This is a genomic window from Jeotgalibaca sp. PTS2502 (assembly GCF_001975685.1).
Classification (GTDB): Bacteria; Bacillota; Bacilli; order Lactobacillales; family Aerococcaceae; genus Jeotgalibaca; species Jeotgalibaca arthritidis.
Genome location: NZ_CP019433.1, coordinates 1,244,552 through 1,262,143 on the forward strand (window position 1 = coordinate 1,244,552; position 17,592 = coordinate 1,262,143).

A 17,592-nucleotide genomic window follows, 5' to 3' on the forward strand; every position below is an offset into this window, starting at 1 on the left:
TTTATCCCTTTGTTGAGATACGTTCAAACAATTGACACCATTATAGTCTATTTTTTTCAAAAAACTAAATAAACAGCTCGTTTTTTTTAATAGTGCAGCAAAAGGCTCTGTGGGGTGGCCTTTTGCTGCACTGTTTATCTATTTAGCTTGATTTGAGTGAATAGAAATGCTTTTTGGCGGCTCTATTCACTCATTTCGCTGGTTCGAGAAAATTCAGACTAATTTTATGTGCTGAAGTTCCTTGATTCGCCATTAATCGCTGTGGCACCGTCTGATGCTAAGAATAGTGCAGTTGCTGCAATTTCAGATGGCTGAAGTAAACGACTTAACATTCCTTTTGAAATAATTAAAAAAAGTAACCCATATCGCTTCTCACTCTGCCGACAATCCTGTCGATACAGCTATAAAAAATGAGCTGTATCTTACAATTGGTAGTCGAAATGTAAGATACACCCCTTCCTAAGCATCCTGTATCTTACATTTAGGTTGTCTGATGTAACATACAGGACTTTTTTGAGTGCTGTATCTTACATATAGGCACAAAAAAGCCGCTCTCACGAGCGGCTTTTTCTTATTTGATTAATTCTTCAATAGCAACGTATTCTTTTTCCAACGATTCTGCGACATCTTTATTGGTTATTTTACCTTGGAAGACGTTGTATCCAGTTAAAATAGTTGGATCAGCTTTAGCAGCTTCAACATGACCCTGGTTAGCAATTTTAACAGCATATGGCAAGGTAACGTTAGTCAAAGCAATGGTTGAGGTGCGTGATACAGCACCTGGCATATTCGGAACAGCATAGTGTAAAACACCATGTTTTACGTAAATTGGATCATCATGAGATGTCACGTGATCTTCCGTAGCGAAAATACCACCTTGGTCAACTGCAATATCGACAATGACAGATCCGGGTTGCATGTCAGCTACCATTTCTTCTGAAACTAATGTTGGTGCTTTACGTCCTGGGATTAAAACAGCCCCCACAACAATATCAGCGTCTTTAATGGCATTGGCAATATTCACTTCGTTAGACATTAAGGTTACGACTTCACTTCCGTATAGGTCTTCGATTTCACTCAAGACTTCTGGTTTAACATCTAAAACGGTACAATGAGCCCCCATACCTAACGCAATTTGCAAGGCGTTACGTCCTGATACACCACCACCAATGATAACAACTTTTCCGTTTCTAACACCTGGTACGCCTCCAATAAGCACACCTTTACCGCCGTATTGGCTTTCTAGGAATTGTGCCCCCATTTGTACTGATAAACGACCAGCAATCACGCTCATTGGGTTTAATAGTGGCAGGTCGCCAGCTTCTCCAATCATCGTTTCATAACCAATTGCGACAACCCCTGCTTCTTCTAGAGCCGTTGCTAAAGCAGGCTCATTCGCTAAGTGCAAGTAAGTGAAAAGAATTAAATCTTTTCTAAAGTATTTATATTCTGATTCTAAGGGTTCTTTTACTTTAATGATCATCTCTGCAGACCAAACTTTTTCTGCAGTTTCTTCAATGGTCGCACCAGCTTCGCGATATTGCTCATCAGTGAATCCGGAACCAACGCCTCCGTTAGTTTCCACCATAACTGTGTGGCCGTTTTGAACGAGCAATTCGACCCCAAGTGGTGTAATTCCTACACGATTCTCGTTGTTCTTAACTTCTTTCGGTATTCCGATTAGCATAAACTATATTCCTCCAATTTTTTTGTTTTCAACTATCTACATACGCTTCTATTTAATGACATTGTGAAATTTCAACCAAAATATTTGTTCGCTTTATTTTGATACAAAAGATAGCTGAATGTGTCATTTCTCTCTAATACCTTAACACTTTTCTACACTTCATTCAAAACATCCGCATTAATTAATGGATGAAAAGATGATTAGAAAACGATTACTTTGTTATTATATCACGAAGTTAAAAAAATGAAAAATTTTTTTAATTTTTGATTATTAGACAAAAAAATAGTCTTTTTTTTGCGGCAAGTATAGAGAATCGTCTGCGTTTCGGCGATCAAAGGACTTAGAGTTCGATTGGTTGGTTTAAATTCATGGTTAAATTCAAGGGCTTCAAATGTTGAGACCGGATTTAAGATAATGGTCGTCTTTATTTTTAAGGTGTGGGCAAATTGCTTGGCTAGTGTTGCGTGTGAAAAAGCCGGTGTTGTCACAAAGACCATTTCCGGATTTTCGAGTGCTACCGCCAAGTCATCTGTCACGCAGTGAATTTTGGCATTTCCGTTGATTATCCCTGAACAATGGATAATTGGATTTTCAATCAGTCCCTCAATGTGGTCACGAGTCCGATTCCACAAGGTGACGTCATTGCCTTCTAGAGTTAAGTGGGCAGCCATAGCTAAGCCCGAGTTGCCAGCACCAATAACAGTTACCTTCATGACCTTCCCCCTTTTGATAACGCTTACATCATTAACTTATTTATAGCACATACAGCTTCCTTCTGTCTAGCTGGGGATATTTAGTGAAAAAAATAAAAAAAAATTCTGCCCGTGTGAGATACAGCCGGCGAAAAGTTGCTGTATCTTACATTTCTACTGCTATATGTAAGATACAGTATAGACCGACTAATCTGTATCTTACATTTTGGCTATCATATGTAAGATACAGCGCTATTTTTAGAGCTGTATCTCACATCAACCCTTAAAAACAGAGCTGTTAGGATTCCTAACAGCTCTACTTAATTTAACCATCGACTTCTAAGACATCGCCTGTTTCGGCATGAATAGTTACATCGCGGTCGTCACTACCTTTAAATTCAACTTCATATTCGGCTTGCATACGATCATCATCGAAGCTTAAATTCCAACCTTCTAGTGTCGCATCCGCCTCAACCTCTTTCCTAGCAATTGAAACAGCTTCGTCTGACGTGATTAAACCATCTAATGTTAAAACATCGCGGTCGTCATCATCCAAACGATCATCTTCCACTTTTTCAACGTTTGACGTTGTGGCATTCATTTCGACTTCATATTCACGGTCCTCTAAAATGCCCGTAATTTGGTAAGTCCATTCTCCCCAGTCCTCATCAAAATCGACTTCCTTGATTTGAGCATCTGGGTATTCTTGCCAAAATACATCCAAAGCTTGGTCCATGCTAATCACATCAGCCATCGCCTGATCTGTTGTTGAACTCTCCACAACACTTGAATTATTTTCAGTCGATGGATCACTTACCGGTGTTTCACCTGGAGATGGTTCATTGCTACAAGCAGCGAGTGCTAAGGCTGAAAATGTAGTAAACGTTACTGTTCTCCATATTTTCATCTTATCTACCATCCTTTCTTAAGTTAATGGTAACCAAAATGACGCCTCAACTCAACTAATACCACTTCTGTAATCAGCTAGTAACTGATCGAAAAAGTAAACCGTTTGGGCAGCCTGATGGGTGTTTGCTGGACAATCGCCATCGCTTAATAGGTGGTCAACTATCATCTGAATATAAGGCAATCCCACATGTTCTGGTGGTTCAAACTGATATTTTTCATCATTAACTCTTAAGTCAGTGACCCCAGTTCCAGATAAATTCATGGTCCCTTTTGTGCCTTGAATATCGACTTGATCAACGTATTCACTGGCTGTATAGGACCAAGTCGCCGTACCAAAGACTTGAGACTTAAATTTGAAACTAGCGACAATCGTATCTTCTACTTCATAAACGCCAGCCCCATTTGTCGCAAACCCATTAACGGCTTCGATATCCCCAAACAACCACATTAAATAGTCGATGACATGAATTTGACTATCTAAAGCTTTACCACCGCCAGCTTCTTTCTTGTAGCGCCAAGGTAAGTCATTCGCTGTTTTGAGTTCTCGATTTAATGGAGAATAATGGCGAATGGTCACTGTCAAAACCTCACCAATAGTACCGTTTTCTAAAAACTGTTTAATCGTTTGAAACTTCTCCAAACCACGACGGTAGAAATTGACATAGAGGGGTAACTCGACTTGTTTAGCTTTTTTAATAATGTTTTGACACGCTATAAAATCACTGGCCATGGGTTTCTCGATAAGCGGAATTTTGCCAGCTTCTAGTACCTTCATGGCATAATCAAAATGGCTATCAGGTGGTGTGGCAATATAAACAGCTTGAACACTTGAATCATCCAGTAACTGTTCGATGGTATCATAGACGATGCCGTGCTGGTGCCGTCTAACCCAATCTTCTGCTCGTTCTTTGGTTCGGCTGTAAACCCCTACTAGCCGTGACCCTTTCGCCGAGTATAAAGCTGGTCCAGTCTTTTTCTCGGTGACATCGCCACAACCGATCATGGCCCACTTGATTTCTTTCATGGTGTCGCCCTCCTTTTTTCTATTATATCATTTTCTTTGTGGGTGTAAGCTAGGTGAAAATTTGGTATACTTTGGAAAAGGATAGTAGAAAGAAGGTTCAACATGGCACAAGCATTGATTGTCTTTGCGAGTTTAACAGGAAATACGGAAGAGATTGCCGATATTACATCGGAATTATTTGAAGAAGCAGGTGTGGATGTGGACGTGGTTGAGTGCGTTCAAGCTGATCCAGCTGATTTTGAAGATTATGACTACTGCGTTGTCGCAAGCTACACGTATGGTGTGGACGGCGATTTACCGGATGAAATTGTTGATTTTTATGAGGAATTAGAAGAATTTGATTTAACTGGAAAAATTTACGGCGTTGTTGGCTCTGGTGATACATTCTACGAGCAATTTTGTACGGCGGTTGATGATTTTGAGCAACAGTTTGAAAAAACTGGTGCTACAAAAGGTGCAGCTGGTGTGAAAGTGGACTTGAACGCTGAAGAAGAAGATGTGGAAAACTTGAAAGCTTTTGTTAAAGCTATGGTTGAAACTTATGAATCAACGCTCGGCAATTAATTAAAGGTGGTGAAGCGGATGGTCTTGTTGGACGATGGAGATATGGCTGTGGATTTGGGGATGGAGTATGAAACGCTGTTGTTACAGTTAGGCGCCCTTTCTCGGAAATTAGCGTTAGCGAAAGAGACACATGATGAGCAACAATCGGCTTTGGATGGTGCTATTAGTCAACTAGAAAAAAAGGCAGCTACTTTAGAAAAAATGGAAAAGGAATCCTTTTCTAATTCTGTCATGAAAATTCTCGGCACTTACGAACAGCGCTACCACCGTGAATCGGAAGAAAAAATCAGTGCCAAACTTGAATTTGATAAGGCCTATGTTTTGAAGATTAATGCTCACCGCTATCTTGGCGATTTAGAGGAAGATATTTTGGAGAAAAAGAACCGTTTGCGCGATGTGAAGGAACAACTCCTACGCCGCAATCCTGAGCTCTTAAATATCGTGTCCGAACGTGAGCAGAAAATGATTCAGTTGAAACACGACTACACGCAAACCGTAGAAGCTGAAGAAGCTGCCAATCAATTGTTGGATGCCATTAGTGATATTTTAACAACCGTTGATTCATCCGATACCATTAACAATTGGGAAATGATTACGGAAATTGATATTTTGTTATCAGTCGTTGATCGCCATCAATTAGATGTGGCTGAAGCGATGATTATTGATTTGGAACGAAAGGTTCATTCCTTAGTTCGCGAGTTAAAGGACTTGGATTATATTTATGATAGCCAATACCAAACACTAACCGAATGTCGGCCGGTTATTAATGACTTTTTCAGTGGCTTATTTTCGGAATGGTCAACGAAACATATTATTGAAAAAAACTTGGAATTATTAGCTTCTCTTCAAAAAAATGTTCAGCATATTTTGAGCATTTTACTAGAACGCAAACATGAATTAGAGCATGATTTCCTGTCTTTTTCTAAGGCTGAATAGCTATATTTTGCGTTGGCGCTATGCTATAATTACTATGGTTCACTTCGGTGCAACCACATAATTAAATCCCCCCAAAGATTTAATTATTTCCTCTGGCCTTGGCTGGGGGATTTTTTATTTTTAATCCTTTTTTATTGTGATATGATAGTAGGATAGAAAACTTAATATAAAGGAGCGTTTTTTAGACATGGTCTTACCAAATTTCGAAGAAAACTTGCAAAAATATGCAAAGTTGTTGGTTTCTAAGGGAATCAACGTTCAAAAAGGTCACACTGTGATTATCAACATCGATGTGGAACAAGCACATTTTGCCCGTCTGTTAGTTAAAGAAGCTTATGCTTTAGGTGCAGAGGAAGTTATTGTGAAGTGGGCTGACGACGTGATTACGCGTGAAACTTACTTACACACACCAGAGGAGCGTTTAACAAATATTCCGCAATACAAAATTGATGAGTCTCACGACATGCTAGATCGTAAAGCGAGCCGTTTATCTGTTCGTTCTGCTGATCCAGATGCATTAAATGGCGTAGACAGCAAAAAATTGGGCGCTGTTATGACAGCAAACAGTAAAGCGTTGATGGCGCAACGTATTGCGACTCAAGCAAACAAAGTATCATGGACAGTTGCGGCTGCTTCAGGTGCTGCATGGGCTGCTAAAGTATTCCCAGAATTAGAAACAGAAGAAGAACAAGTTGACGCACTATGGAATGAAATTTTCAAAACTTGTCGCGTTTTCGAAGCTGATCCCGTATTGGCTTGGGACGAGCACGAAACTCGCCTACGTTCAAAAGCTGACGTTTTAAATGCTGAGCAATTCGATGCATTGCATTATACAACACCTGAAGGTACTGACTTAACAGTGGGTATGCCAGAAAACCATATTTGGGATTCTGCTGGTGCAATCAATGCGCAAGGTGAAGAATTCGTTGCTAACATGCCAACTGAAGAAGTCTTCTCTGCTCCAGATAGCCGTCGTATTGACGGTGTTGTGAAATCAACAAAACCTTTAAGCTACAGCGGAAACATTATTGAAGGTATGACATTTACATTCAAAGATGGCGCTGTTGTTGAAGTCTCAGCTGAAAAAGGTGAAGAAGTCTTGAAACACCTTGTAGAAGATAATGAAGGTGCTCGTTCACTAGGTGAAGTTGCCCTTGTTCCTCACAAGTCACCAATTTCGCAATCAGGTTTAGTATTCTTCAATACTTTATTTGATGAAAATGCTTCTAACCACTTGGCACTCGGTTCAGCTTACGCATTCTCTATTGAAGGCGGAACTGAGATGTCACAAGAAGAATTAGCTGAACGCGGTTTGAACCGTTCAAACGTTCACGTTGACTTCATGATTGGTTCTGAAACAACAAATATTGATGGTATCCGTAAAGATGGTAGCCGTATGCCAATCTTCCGTAACGGAGACTGGGCATTCTAAAAAAAAATGATCTCATGGCCTCTTTAGGCTGTGAGATTTTTTGGTTAAAGAGGTTCAAGCTCGATTTGGCGACTGAACCTCTGGATTTTCGCCAAATTAAGAGGTTCAAAGCTGATTTTGCCACTGAACCTCTGGATTTTTGCCAAATTAAGAGGTTCAAAGCTGATTTTGCCACTGAACCTCTGGATTTTCGCCAAATTAAGAGCTTCAAAGCTGATTTGGCGGCTGAACCTCTGGATTTTCGCCAAATTAAGAGGTTCAAAGCTGATTTTGCCACTGAACCTCTGGATTTTCGCCAAATTAAGAGCTTCAAAGCTGATTTTGCCACTGAACCTCTGGATTTTCGCCAAATTAAGAGGTTCAAAGCTGATTTAGTGGGTGAACCTCTGGATTTTCACCAAATTAAGAGGTTCAAAGCTGATTTAGCCACTGAACCTCTTAATAATAAGTCCTGTACGTTCATTTAACTTACTGAATCTCTTAATCTTATCTTTATTTTTATTTGAAGTCTGATTGCTGTATAATAAGGCTTAGATAGGTAGAAAGATGGGTGAACGAACTTGGAGAAAAATGCAGCTAAAAGAGGATTTCAAAACATGAAACCTGACCCTGAAAATGAATCACCACGTCGTAGTTGGATAATTATTTTTTTGGGTATCGTTCTTATTTTTGGTATTACGTTTATCTTTCAACAGCTGAATGATCCGCCCGTTGAATCAATCGATCCGTATAGCTTCGATCAATTGAAGGATCAAGTTCAAACGATGCATCAAGAACTCAACGAATTGAAAGATGAAAACGAGACCTTAAAAGATCGTATAACGGAACTCGAATCTAACATCGACTAGGCCAAAAGGAATCAGCTAGTCAGCCGATTCCTTATTTTTTTATTATATCTTGGTCCTGTAGCTCAGTGGATAGAGCACTCGTTTCCTAAACGAGGTGTCGGAAGTTCAATTCTTCTCAGGACTGTAATATTATTTTCACAAGTGATATTGTTTGACCTTATTTTCTAACCAATGTATTATTTATTCTTAATACTACATAGAAAGGTCGTGAATGGATGCTTCAAATAGAATCATTTGAGAATGTCATGCAAATTACGATTGAAAAAGAAAATAATTTATTTTTAGTAAAAGAAGATGATGGAATCATCTTAATTGATACAACTGTTGAGTCTGAAGAAATTAGTGAGGTTATTGAATTAATTCAATCTTCTGGCCTCCCTTTAAAAGCAATTGCAATTACGCATAGCCACGATGACCATTTAGATGGCATGCCGGCATTTCAAGAAGCATTCCCAGACACACCCATTTATTTTCCAGAACGTGAGTATCAGCTTGTCTTAAAGAAAGAGCTACTTCCTTCTGACAAACAAGTTCCTTTAAAAGAAGGCATTCCGGACTCGTTGACTTTTAAACCTGCCGGCCTACTTAAAGAAGGCGATAAAGTTGGCGAATTAGACGTTCTCTTTACACCTGGTCATACGCCAGGCCATATTTGTTTCTTCCACCCTACTTTACGTTATTTACTTGTTGGTGATGTTTTGCAAACATTAGGTGGCGCAGCTATTTGTGGTGTTCACCGTGATGCCTTCCCAAAACCAGCTCGTTTGAATTGGGATTTAGCTCAAAGTATTGAAGTCGTTGAACGTTTCTTAACCTTAAATCCAACTTATGTAGGAACAGGACATGGGATTGTTATGCAAGACCCAATGGATGTTCTTCCTCAAACCATTGCAGAAGCACAACATTTACTTAAATAATAACAGCAAGGGAGCTTATCAATAACTCCAGTCCCTTTTTTATATACGAATAATTGTTGCGCATACGTGCTCAAAAAGGCAGCCCCGACATGCGTTTCCCGAATAATACTCGGATGGTCTACGACCACCCTGCGTTTTTTCGGTCCAACGATTCGGGGCTAAACGCCTTTTTCCCCACTCTCTTTACTCTACCTCTAGTATCTAACAATTACTTGATAATATGGGTTGTAATGAGAATTAAAAATGAGGGGAACCCTATTAACAAGTAATGCCAGACCTCCTGCAATCAACAAGCTACGTGCACGTTCCAACACCCATTCATTCTCCCAAGTAAACAAAACTTTTGTTTAGTTTCAATATTTTTAATTCAAAACTTGCCGTGTCGTGTGCAAAACAAGAGCCAATTCTTATGAATAACATAAAAATTGGCTCGTTTAACCTATTTAACTATTACTTTCTCTGTCCATGGTTGAGCAAATTCGCCTACCGCTACATTAAGGTCTTCAATATTTTTACGACCTTCTGTTTACAACCATTCTTGAACGGCTTCTTTACCGTCACGAGCGAAAATAGCTACAGAGTCTTTCCAAGTTGCACGTCCACATCGAACACCGTTAAAAGTTGATCCTGCTTCTTTAGCAAAATGAATAGTGTCTTGGAATAGTTTTTCTGAAACGCCATCACTTAGGTGATTAAGCTTTATCGACAATTTCTGATATGGCATAGCGCGATACAGTCATCACAGCTCCTGATTTCACTTGAATATCAACCTCTTCAACTTGATTGCTCAACTCTGCAAGTCGTGGATTCTGGATTCCTTCTTTTCCTGTATTAACTGCTTGAGCAGCTAACGCCTTGACATCGCTTTCAAATTTGCGTAATAAACCAACTTCAATAAGCATTGGTAAGTTAGAGCCTGTTAATACTTCCACATTATCAAAGGCCGATGCAATAACCATAGCCGTTCTAAATGGCGTGCCGCCTAATCAGTCTGAAAAGACAATCACACCTTCAGTGTCTTGCTGCAAGCTTTCGGTAGCTTGACGTAAGTTTGATTCGTACAGCTATAGCGACTGGTCTTCTCTAAAAGCCACCACTTCAAATTTTTCTTGTTTACCAGCACTCATTTCGACTGCCAGCGATAGACCCGGGGCAAATTCCCCGTGCCTGTGATGACACAACTGATCATTCCATTACCTCCTTATTTTGTATAGGCTACTTCGCCATCTAAATATGTTTTTTCTAGTTTTAATTGGTGGTCAAGGACAATAAAGTCTGCCGCATAACCTGCTTTAATTTGACCGCATAGGTGGTCGATTCCCACACTTTGCGCTGGCACCAAACTCGCCATCTGAATGGCTTCTTCCGGTGTCGCAATGCTCCACTCAACAACGTTTTGTACGGCTTCAATCAGTTCTAGCACACTACCTGCTAGGCTGCCGTTGTGTTTCAAACGTGCTGCTCCGTCTTTAATAATAACGTCAAATTCACCCAAGCTCGATTCACCATCGCCAATACCGCCACCTCGCATGCAGTCTGTGACAAACATTGTTTTGTCGCGACCGTGCGCATCCATGACAATACCTGCTGATACAGGGTGAACATGATGACCGTCACAAATTAATTCTGAGAAGGCCTCTTTTAGGCTAATTGCTGCTCCGACAACACCTGGCTCACGGTGGTGCAAGCCTTTCATACCATTAAAGGTGTGAACGAATATATTCGCACCATGGTCAACTGCTGCCTTACATTGATCATAGGTAGCATCTGTATGGGCAATAGCTGTGTAAATATCATGACTTTTTGCGTAGTCAATGAATGGCAGTGTTCCTTCACGTTCTGGTGCAATCGCAATTTTTTTGACTTTTCCTTTAGCGAGTTCTTGCCATTTCGCTAACTTTTCAACTGATGGGTCGCCCATATATTTAGGGTTTTGCGCCCCTTTATAGACTTCATTAAAGAATGGTCCTTCTAGGAAAATTCCTTGAATTTTTGCGCCTTTAATTTGATCTGCATGGTCACCAATGGTTTGGCAAACATCATTCAATTCTTCAGTTGAAGCTGTTAGGGTGGTTGGTAAGAAAGAAGTTACCCCACCTTGAAGAATGCCCTCTGCAATAACATTTAATCCTGCTACATCATTATCCATCACATCGTGGCCTTTAAAACCATGGATATGGGTATCCACTAGTCCGGGGGCAATTTGCTTGCCGCTGTAATCAATGATTGAGCCATCTGATGGTTTTTCCGTTGAGAATTGACCAAAAACACCGTCATTAATTTCAAGATAACCTGGTCCTTTTGTAGCATCTGGCATGTAAAATGTATCTGCATAAATGTAAGTCTTCATTTTTTCTATCACTTCTTTTCTAAAAATTTGTTGATTATTCTGGCACGTTTTCGTGGATGATAACCCCTTTAACAACTCGGTTTACTGTACCTGTTGGGCTTGGTGTATCAGGTTTGTTTTCAACTTTAAGCGCTGTTACCATGGATACAACTTGTCCAAAAACGGTATACGGTAACGCTAAGTACACATCCGGTAAGTTGCTATAACGTTCATCAAAGTGGAAAGCTTGTCCAGAAAATCCGTTTTCTTGTGTTACTTCTATACTATACACCGTATTAGCGATTTGGTCGCCATAAAGTTCCTCCAGCATATCAAGATCATATTGGCGCGTGTATGGGTCATTGGAAACAAACAAGAATGCTAGCGATTTTTCATCAACAAATGATTTTGGTCCATGACGGAAACCAAGCGATGTATCAAAGGCTGTCGCTACTTTCCCAGCCGTTAATTCTAAAATTTTAAGTTGTACTTCTCTTGCAATACCAGCTAGTGGTCCAGATGCCAAGTAGATGACACGATTGAAATCGCGGTTAATGATCTCTTGAATTTCTGCTTCGCGGCTTAATACCGTGTTGGCCATTTCAGCCATTTGATTGACATAATTAGCCTTTTGTTCTGAGCTTGTTGGATCGAAAACTAGAGCCGCTGTCAGTGTCATACAAGTGAAGCTTCCCGTCATAGCAAATCCTTGGTCATTTGATCGTGCTGGCATGAGTAGCAACAGGTTAGCTACGTCTCCTTCTGCTCGCTGAGCTAATTTCCCTTCAGGCGCACATGTAATCGTAATTTGATAGAAATCATCAACTAATTTCTCACCCAATTCAACGCTGGCAATACTCTCAGGGCTATTCCCACTTCTTGCAAAGGAAACTAAAATAGTTGGGACATCCTTTTTAAAATAACTTTTTGGGTTTGATACTAAACTAGTCGTTGGCACCGCTTGGAAATCAAAGACCACTTCATCCCCTTTTTCCTTTAAATAAGGTAAGACGGTGTCACCTACATAGGCTGAACTACCTGCTCCAGTAAAAATAACCCGAGTGCGTGCATGTTTTGATTTGATGCCGTCTAAAAAAGCATGGATTCTATCTGATTCTTCATGATAATAGCTGAAAACCTCTTGCCATAGTTCTGGCTGTTGCTTGATTTCCCTAACGGTCACTTCAGCACCTAATTTTTCTAACTCACTACTATTCCATTCAAACATTTAAAAACCTCCTCATTTTCTGACATGGCGAATTTTATATGTAAATTGGTCGCCACGAGCAACACTAATCGTAAATTCAATAATTTTGTTATCTTGGTTATAAGTCTTACGGTAAATCCTCAAACAAGCTGAACCTGTTCCAACTTGCAGGCGATCAGATTCTTTCTTTCGCATAACAGATGCAAAAAACTCTTCATCCGCATACTTGATTTCTTGCTTGTATAAAGTGGGATAGAGTTCATACAAGGGCATACTTTCCAACTCTTCTAAGGTTAATCCGGGAAATAGATAGGCCGGTATGAAGGTTGTTTCATACATCAGCCGTTCACCATCGGCGCTGCGGAGACGTCTTACTTTATAGACATCGTCATTAGGGCTTAGTCCAAGATTTTCTGCTATAAACGGAATGGCTTGAACACGCTCAAATGAAACGATATCAGTTTTAGGCGTCTTACCTAAGGCTCTCATTTGATCGGTAAAGCTGTATGATTCTGACAAGTTTTTCATTTCTTTCCAAAGACCTGATACAAAAGTCCCTTTTCCATGACGTTTATAAATAAACCCCATTTCTTCTAATTCATTAAGAGCCATTCTGACGGTTGTACGACTAACGTCATACTTTTCACAGATTTCTCTCTCGGATAACATTTTGTCATCAACCTTTAAGCTAGTCTTGATATAATCCATCAAAACTGATACAAGCTGGTTATATAAAGGGATGGCACTATCCTTTTTCAGCAATTCGGATCACCTTATTTCACTTAATTTTAAACATGTATCTAAGTTGTCATTACTTGTCATTACCAGTTCACCATCATCATAATGCACGCGGTTACATTTGTCAAACTTTTTTTGATTACTGGTCGATACAATCTCTAAATAGTCGCTGTACCTTACATTTTGACCCTCCAATGTAAGATACAGCAGTATTTAATCGATCTGTATCTTACATTTCAACCTCTTCATGTGAGATACAGACCATTTATCTAGGCTGTATCTCACACTTTGTTGTTTTATACAAAAAAAGCTAGGGCAATTTGCCCTAGCTTGAGTCCTTAGTTTATAAAATGGTGTCTCCTTCGCCGTATGATGAACGACCTGCTTCAATAATAGCTTGGTTAGAGCTATCACCGTTGTAGATTGAGTTCTTCACTAGGACGTAGTCACATTTGCGAATTGATGCTAAATCATTTCCACCTGCATAAGAGATCGATGATTGTAAATCTTGTTGCATTTCCGTTAATGTATCAACAAGACGGCCTTTGTATGGTGTTAGAATTTTCTTACCTTCAACGTTACGACGCTCACCTTTTTGGTATTCAGACGCACTACCGAAGTATTCCTTATATTTTTGGCCATTAATTTCTTTAATGTCACCTGGTGATTCGTCATGACCAGCAAATAATGAACCGATCATTACCATTGTTGCACCAAAGCGGACAGACTTCGCAATATCACCATTTGTGCGGACACCACCGTCAGCAATAATTGGTTTGCGAGCTGCTTTTGAACACCAGCTTACAGCTGCTAATTGCCAGCCACCCGTTCCAAAACCTGTTTTAATTTTAGTTGTGCATACTTTACCAGGTCCGATTCCTACTTTTGTAGCATCAGCTCCAGCATTTTCTAATTCACGTACACCTTCAGGCGTTCCCACATTTCCTGCGATTAGGAATGTTGATGGCATAACTTGTTTCACGTGTTTAATCATCTTGATAACTTGATCTGAGTGACCATGAGCAACATCGATGGTTGTGTATTCTGGAATTAAGTTTTTCTCAACTAATTCTTCAACAAATCCAAATTCTGCGTCTTTAATACCTAAACTGATAGAAGCAAACAAACCTTTTTCATGCATTCTTTCGATAAATGGCATACGAGCTGCCTCATCAAAGCGGTGCATAATATAGAAGTAACCGTTAGCTGCTAGTTTTTCTGCCAAGCTTTCGTCAAGAATAGTCTGCATGTTCGCAGGAACAACAGGCATCTTAAAGCTGCGCCCACCCAGTTCTACTGTTGTGTCGCATTCTGAACGACTTTGCACGATACTCTTGTTTGGTATCAGTTGTACGTCTTCATAATCAAATATTTTCATTTTTTATAAATTCCTTTCTGTTAGTGCACCACCAGTGATGGCTTTACACAGATATCAGAACACGAACATTTATTACAGTTGATACAACCATTGTCCTGTCCCAGTAGTACATTACACTATCACTTACTGTTTGTCAAAGGCCCTTTCTTATTTTTAGATTAAGTAAATAAAAGTTAAAAACTTTACTAACTTTTTTACTTAAGTATTGCTTTTATTTTTAACAGGCTTTACAATAAAGACAACTAAATGATGGGAGCGATACCAATGACTTTAATAGAACAATTAAAACAATCATTCGAAACACACTTCAACACTGAAGCAACACATTCATTTTTTTCACCCGGACGCATCAATTTAATTGGTGAACACACTGACTACAACGGCGGACACGTTTTCCCTTGTCCGATTACACTAGGAACTTATGCGGTGGCAGCAAAGAACGGCACGCAGACAATCCGCCTCTATTCTGAAAACTTCCCTGAAGTTGGCGTTATTTCCTTTGATTTAAGTGATCTGTCATTTAAAAAAGAACATTCATGGGCGAACTATGTAAAAGGGATGGTGAAGTATTTAATTGAAGACGGTCACCGAATCGACGAAGGTATTGACCTTGTTATTGAAGGTAATATTCCAAATGGTGCCGGCTTATCATCGTCTGCTTCACTTGAATTGCTAGCGGGAATTGTCTTTGAACGCTTAGCTGGCTTAAAAGTGGATCGTTTGGATCTAGTGAAATTAGGAAAAAAGGTAGAAAATCAATTTTTCGGTTTAAATTCAGGGATTATGGACCAATTTGCAATTGGAATGGGTGAAAAAGACAAGGCCCTTCTGCTGGATACAAACACTCTGAAATACGAAAAAATCCCTGTTGAACTGGGTAATCATGTGATTGTGATTATGAATACGAAAAAACGTCGTGAATTAGTCGATTCTAAATACAATGAACGTTTAGAAGAATGTCAAAAAGCATTAGCGGAATTACAAACGGTTGTGGATGCTAGCTCATTGGGTGATTTGGATGAAGCGACATTTGAAGCTAACAAAGCTGTTTTATCATCTGAAACCTTAGTAAAACGTGCACGTCATGCTGTTACTGAAAACCAACGTACACTTATCGCAGCAGACAAATTAAAATCAGGCGACTTAGATGCTTTTGGAAAATTATTAAATGCGTCACACATCTCCTTACGAGATGACTACGAAGTAACGGGTATCGAACTGGATACTTTAGTTGAAGCAGCTTGGGAACAAGATGGTGTCTTAGGGGCTCGTATGACGGGCGCTGGATTTGGTGGATGTGCCATTGCCATTGTTGCTACAGACAAAACAGCTGATTTTACAAAAGCTGTTGGTGAAAAATATGAGGCAATCATCGGCTACCCTGCTGAATTTTACATTGCTGAAATCGGGGACGGTGCAACAGAACTATGACAAACCAGTTAAGCCAAGCAATTGATAGCTTGTTGCATGTTGCAATTGAGAAAGGTTACATCCATCCACTCGATCGACTATTAAAGCAAAACCAGTTATTAAATTTGTTCAAAGTGGCTGAATATATACAGCCGGAAGAAACAGTTGTCGTTGCTCAAGCAAAAGACTTACTGCCGACTTTCCTAGCTATTGCTCTTCAACACAACTTGATTAACGATAGCCAAACCGACAAAGAAATCTTTAGCGCTAAAATTATGGCTGTTATGACACCCGACACATCGGTTCTCAATCAAACCTTTTGGAATGTCTATAACTCTGATAGTCCTGAGCAAGCAACGGATTACTTTTACGACTTAAGCCAAGATAATAACTATATCCAAACAGAGGCTATTGCCAAAAACATCGCCTTCAAAACAGCATCGCCTTATGGGGATTTGGAAGTAACCATTAATTTATCTAAGCCGGAAAAAAATCCTAAGGCCATTGCAGCAGCTAAATCTATGCCTACTTCGGCCTATCCGAAATGTCAACTTTGTTTAGAGAACGAAGGCTATGCGGGCCACTTGCAACACCCAGCTCGTTCAAACCACCGGATTATCCGTTTTCCATTATTGAATGAAACGTGGGGCTTGCAATATTCGCCTTATGCTTACTATAACGAGCACTGTATTTTCCTATCAGCCGACCATCACCCAATGCAAATTAGCGGGCGGACATTTGAAAACTTGTTCGCTATTGTCGAGCAATTCCCCCACTATTTCGTTGGCTCCAATGCAGATTTGCCGATTGTTGGCGGATCTATTTTGTCTCATGATCACTACCAAGGGGGCCGTTATAGCTTCCCAATGGATAAAGCTCCTGTAATGGAGAGCTTTGACTTGGCAGCTTACCCACAGACTTCCTTTGGTCTGGTGAAATGGCCGCTGTCTGTTATTCGTTTATCTGGTAAGGATAAAGCAGAAATGGAAGCAGCTGCTGTCCATATTTTAGAAAAATGGCGAGCTTACAGTGATCCTGAAGCGGATATTTTGGCCTTTAGTGGTGAAACACGGCATAATACGATTACGCCGATTGCTCGTCGTGATGGCGATGCCTTTATTTGCAACTTAGTTTTGCGAAATAACCGCACAACTAATGAGTATCCAGATGGTCTTTTCCATCCGCACTCTGACGTGCAACATATTAAAAAAGAAAATATTGGCTTAATTGAAGTGATGGGACTGGCGATTTTACCACCACGTCTGAAAGATGAATTAGAAGAAGTAAAAGCCTACTTATTAGGAAAAGAAAACAGTATACAGCCGATGCATCTTAACTGGGCTCGACGACTATCGAATTCTCATGCTATTACAGCAGATAATGTGGATAAGGTTGTTGAAAACGGCGTTGGAAAAGTTTTCCAACGTGTCCTAGAAGACACAGGTGTGTATAAGTTAACTGAAAACGGCCTGGCCGCCTTCAGACGATTTGTAAAATTACTATAATAAAAAGGACATCAGC

18 protein-coding genes and 1 tRNA gene are annotated in these 17,592 nt (G+C 39.9%); 9 read left to right on the top strand and 10 right to left on the bottom strand.

The annotated features are described in order from the left end of the window. Positions 1–571: 571 nt before the first annotated feature. From ald to BW721_RS06075, 4 genes are all read right to left on the bottom strand, one after another. Entirely contained in the window at positions 572–1,687 is a 1,116-nt protein-coding gene (gene ald, locus BW721_RS06060; protein WP_076767081.1) for an alanine dehydrogenase, read from the bottom strand. 227 nt (positions 1,688–1,914) lie between these two features. Then, the gene (locus BW721_RS06065; protein WP_076767083.1) at positions 1,915–2,400 is read right to left on the bottom strand and encodes a 2-dehydropantoate 2-reductase N-terminal domain-containing protein; all 486 of its coding nucleotides are present in this window, start codon (positions 2,398–2,400) and stop codon (positions 1,915–1,917) included. A gap of 304 nt (positions 2,401–2,704) precedes the next feature. Then, complete coding sequence (locus tag BW721_RS06070) at positions 2,705–3,286, bottom strand: PepSY domain-containing protein (protein ID WP_076767085.1); 582 nt, start codon at positions 3,284–3,286, stop codon at positions 2,705–2,707. A gap of 51 nt (positions 3,287–3,337) precedes the next feature. Further along, entirely contained in the window at positions 3,338–4,312 is a 975-nt protein-coding gene (locus BW721_RS06075) for a Gfo/Idh/MocA family protein (RefSeq protein WP_076767086.1), read from the bottom strand. Positions 4,313–4,414: 102 nt separating this feature from the next. On the opposite strand from BW721_RS06075, the gene BW721_RS06080 reads away from it, so the two are divergent. The 7 genes from BW721_RS06080 (at position 4,415) to BW721_RS06110 (ending at position 9,009) form a co-directional block, all read left to right on the top strand. Then, on the top strand, positions 4,415–4,876 hold the full coding sequence (locus BW721_RS06080; protein ID WP_076767088.1) for a flavodoxin: 462 nt from the start codon (positions 4,415–4,417) through the stop codon (positions 4,874–4,876). A gap of 18 nt (positions 4,877–4,894) precedes the next feature. Next, the gene (locus BW721_RS06085; protein ID WP_076767090.1) at positions 4,895–5,812 is read left to right on the top strand and encodes a hypothetical protein; all 918 of its coding nucleotides are present in this window, start codon (positions 4,895–4,897) and stop codon (positions 5,810–5,812) included. A gap of 187 nt (positions 5,813–5,999) precedes the next feature. After that, complete coding sequence (locus tag BW721_RS06090; protein WP_076767092.1) at positions 6,000–7,244, top strand: aminopeptidase; 1,245 nt, start codon at positions 6,000–6,002, stop codon at positions 7,242–7,244. 65 nt (positions 7,245–7,309) lie between these two features. Further along, a complete protein-coding gene (locus BW721_RS06095) occupies positions 7,310–7,711 on the top strand; it encodes a hypothetical protein (RefSeq protein WP_156892201.1) in 402 nt (133 codons plus the stop codon). A 129-nt stretch (positions 7,712–7,840) separates the two neighbouring features. Then, complete coding sequence (locus tag BW721_RS06100; protein WP_076767095.1) at positions 7,841–8,092, top strand: hypothetical protein; 252 nt, start codon at positions 7,841–7,843, stop codon at positions 8,090–8,092. Positions 8,093–8,143: 51 nt separating this feature from the next. Continuing rightward, a tRNA-Arg gene (locus tag BW721_RS06105) sits at positions 8,144–8,216 on the top strand. 91 nt (positions 8,217–8,307) lie between these two features. After that, on the top strand, positions 8,308–9,009 hold the full coding sequence (locus BW721_RS06110; protein ID WP_076767097.1) for an MBL fold metallo-hydrolase: 702 nt from the start codon (positions 8,308–8,310) through the stop codon (positions 9,007–9,009). Between the two features lie 526 nt (positions 9,010–9,535). Here the strand turns inward: BW721_RS06110 and BW721_RS06115 are convergent. The 6 genes from BW721_RS06115 to BW721_RS06140 all read right to left on the bottom strand — a co-directional run bounded on the left by BW721_RS06115 (position 9,536) and on the right by BW721_RS06140 (position 14,661). Further along, complete coding sequence (locus BW721_RS06115) at positions 9,536–9,733, bottom strand: hypothetical protein (protein WP_076767099.1); 198 nt, start codon at positions 9,731–9,733, stop codon at positions 9,536–9,538. Continuing rightward, a complete protein-coding gene (locus BW721_RS06120) occupies positions 9,702–9,968 on the bottom strand; it encodes a hypothetical protein (protein WP_076767101.1) in 267 nt (88 codons plus the stop codon). Before BW721_RS06120 ends, BW721_RS06115 begins: the two co-directional genes overlap by 32 nt. A 242-nt stretch (positions 9,969–10,210) precedes the next feature. Then, positions 10,211–11,359 carry an N-acetylglucosamine-6-phosphate deacetylase gene (gene nagA / locus BW721_RS06125; RefSeq protein WP_076767103.1) on the bottom strand — a complete coding sequence of 383 codons (1,149 nt, stop codon included), beginning with the start codon at positions 11,357–11,359 and terminating at the stop codon, positions 10,211–10,213. 34 nt (positions 11,360–11,393) lie between these two features. Beyond that, positions 11,394–12,566 (bottom strand): SIS domain-containing protein, encoded by a 1,173-nt coding sequence (locus tag BW721_RS06130; RefSeq protein ID WP_076767105.1) that lies wholly within the window; start codon positions 12,564–12,566, stop codon positions 11,394–11,396. A 12-nt stretch (positions 12,567–12,578) separates the two neighbouring features. Beyond that, positions 12,579–13,307, bottom strand: a complete 729-nt coding sequence (locus BW721_RS06135; protein ID WP_076767107.1) for a GntR family transcriptional regulator — start codon at positions 13,305–13,307, stop codon at positions 12,579–12,581. Between the two features lie 319 nt (positions 13,308–13,626). Next, the gene (locus BW721_RS06140; protein ID WP_076767110.1) at positions 13,627–14,661 is read right to left on the bottom strand and encodes a GMP reductase; all 1,035 of its coding nucleotides are present in this window, start codon (positions 14,659–14,661) and stop codon (positions 13,627–13,629) included. 264 nt (positions 14,662–14,925) lie between these two features. On the opposite strand from BW721_RS06140, the gene BW721_RS06145 reads away from it, so the two are divergent. Then, positions 14,926–16,092 (top strand): galactokinase, encoded by a 1,167-nt coding sequence (locus tag BW721_RS06145; RefSeq protein ID WP_076767112.1) that lies wholly within the window; start codon positions 14,926–14,928, stop codon positions 16,090–16,092. Further along, the gene (gene galT / locus BW721_RS06150) at positions 16,089–17,576 is read left to right on the top strand and encodes a UDP-glucose--hexose-1-phosphate uridylyltransferase (RefSeq protein WP_076767114.1); all 1,488 of its coding nucleotides are present in this window, start codon (positions 16,089–16,091) and stop codon (positions 17,574–17,576) included. Before BW721_RS06145 ends, galT begins: the two co-directional genes overlap by 4 nt. The last annotated feature ends 16 nt before the right edge of the window (positions 17,577–17,592 follow it).

Coding starts and splice junctions, on each gene's coding strand:
- BW721_RS06070 (WP_076767085.1), bottom strand. CDS start 3,286: ATGAAAATATGGAGAACAGTAACGTTTACTACATTTTCAGCCTTAGCA.
- BW721_RS06130 (WP_076767105.1), bottom strand. CDS start 12,566: ATGTTTGAATGGAATAGTAGTGAGTTAGAAAAATTAGGTGCTGAAGTG.
- BW721_RS06090 (WP_076767092.1), top strand. CDS start 6,000: ATGGTCTTACCAAATTTCGAAGAAAACTTGCAAAAATATGCAAAGTTG.
- ald (WP_076767081.1), bottom strand. CDS start 1,687: ATGCTAATCGGAATACCGAAAGAAGTTAAGAACAACGAGAATCGTGTA.
- galT (WP_076767114.1), top strand. CDS start 16,089: ATGACAAACCAGTTAAGCCAAGCAATTGATAGCTTGTTGCATGTTGCA.
- BW721_RS06085 (WP_076767090.1), top strand. CDS start 4,895: ATGGTCTTGTTGGACGATGGAGATATGGCTGTGGATTTGGGGATGGAG.
- BW721_RS06100 (WP_076767095.1), top strand. CDS start 7,841: ATGAAACCTGACCCTGAAAATGAATCACCACGTCGTAGTTGGATAATT.
- BW721_RS06145 (WP_076767112.1), top strand. CDS start 14,926: ATGACTTTAATAGAACAATTAAAACAATCATTCGAAACACACTTCAAC.
- BW721_RS06115 (WP_076767099.1), bottom strand. CDS start 9,733: ATGCCATATCAGAAATTGTCGATAAAGCTTAATCACCTAAGTGATGGC.
- nagA (WP_076767103.1), bottom strand. CDS start 11,359: ATGAAGACTTACATTTATGCAGATACATTTTACATGCCAGATGCTACA.
- BW721_RS06120 (WP_076767101.1), bottom strand. CDS start 9,968: ATGGTTATTGCATCGGCCTTTGATAATGTGGAAGTATTAACAGGCTCT.
- BW721_RS06110 (WP_076767097.1), top strand. CDS start 8,308: ATGCTTCAAATAGAATCATTTGAGAATGTCATGCAAATTACGATTGAA.
- BW721_RS06075 (WP_076767086.1), bottom strand. CDS start 4,312: ATGAAAGAAATCAAGTGGGCCATGATCGGTTGTGGCGATGTCACCGAG.
- BW721_RS06080 (WP_076767088.1), top strand. CDS start 4,415: ATGGCACAAGCATTGATTGTCTTTGCGAGTTTAACAGGAAATACGGAA.
- BW721_RS06140 (WP_076767110.1), bottom strand. CDS start 14,661: ATGAAAATATTTGATTATGAAGACGTACAACTGATACCAAACAAGAGT.
- BW721_RS06065 (WP_076767083.1), bottom strand. CDS start 2,400: ATGAAGGTAACTGTTATTGGTGCTGGCAACTCGGGCTTAGCTATGGCT.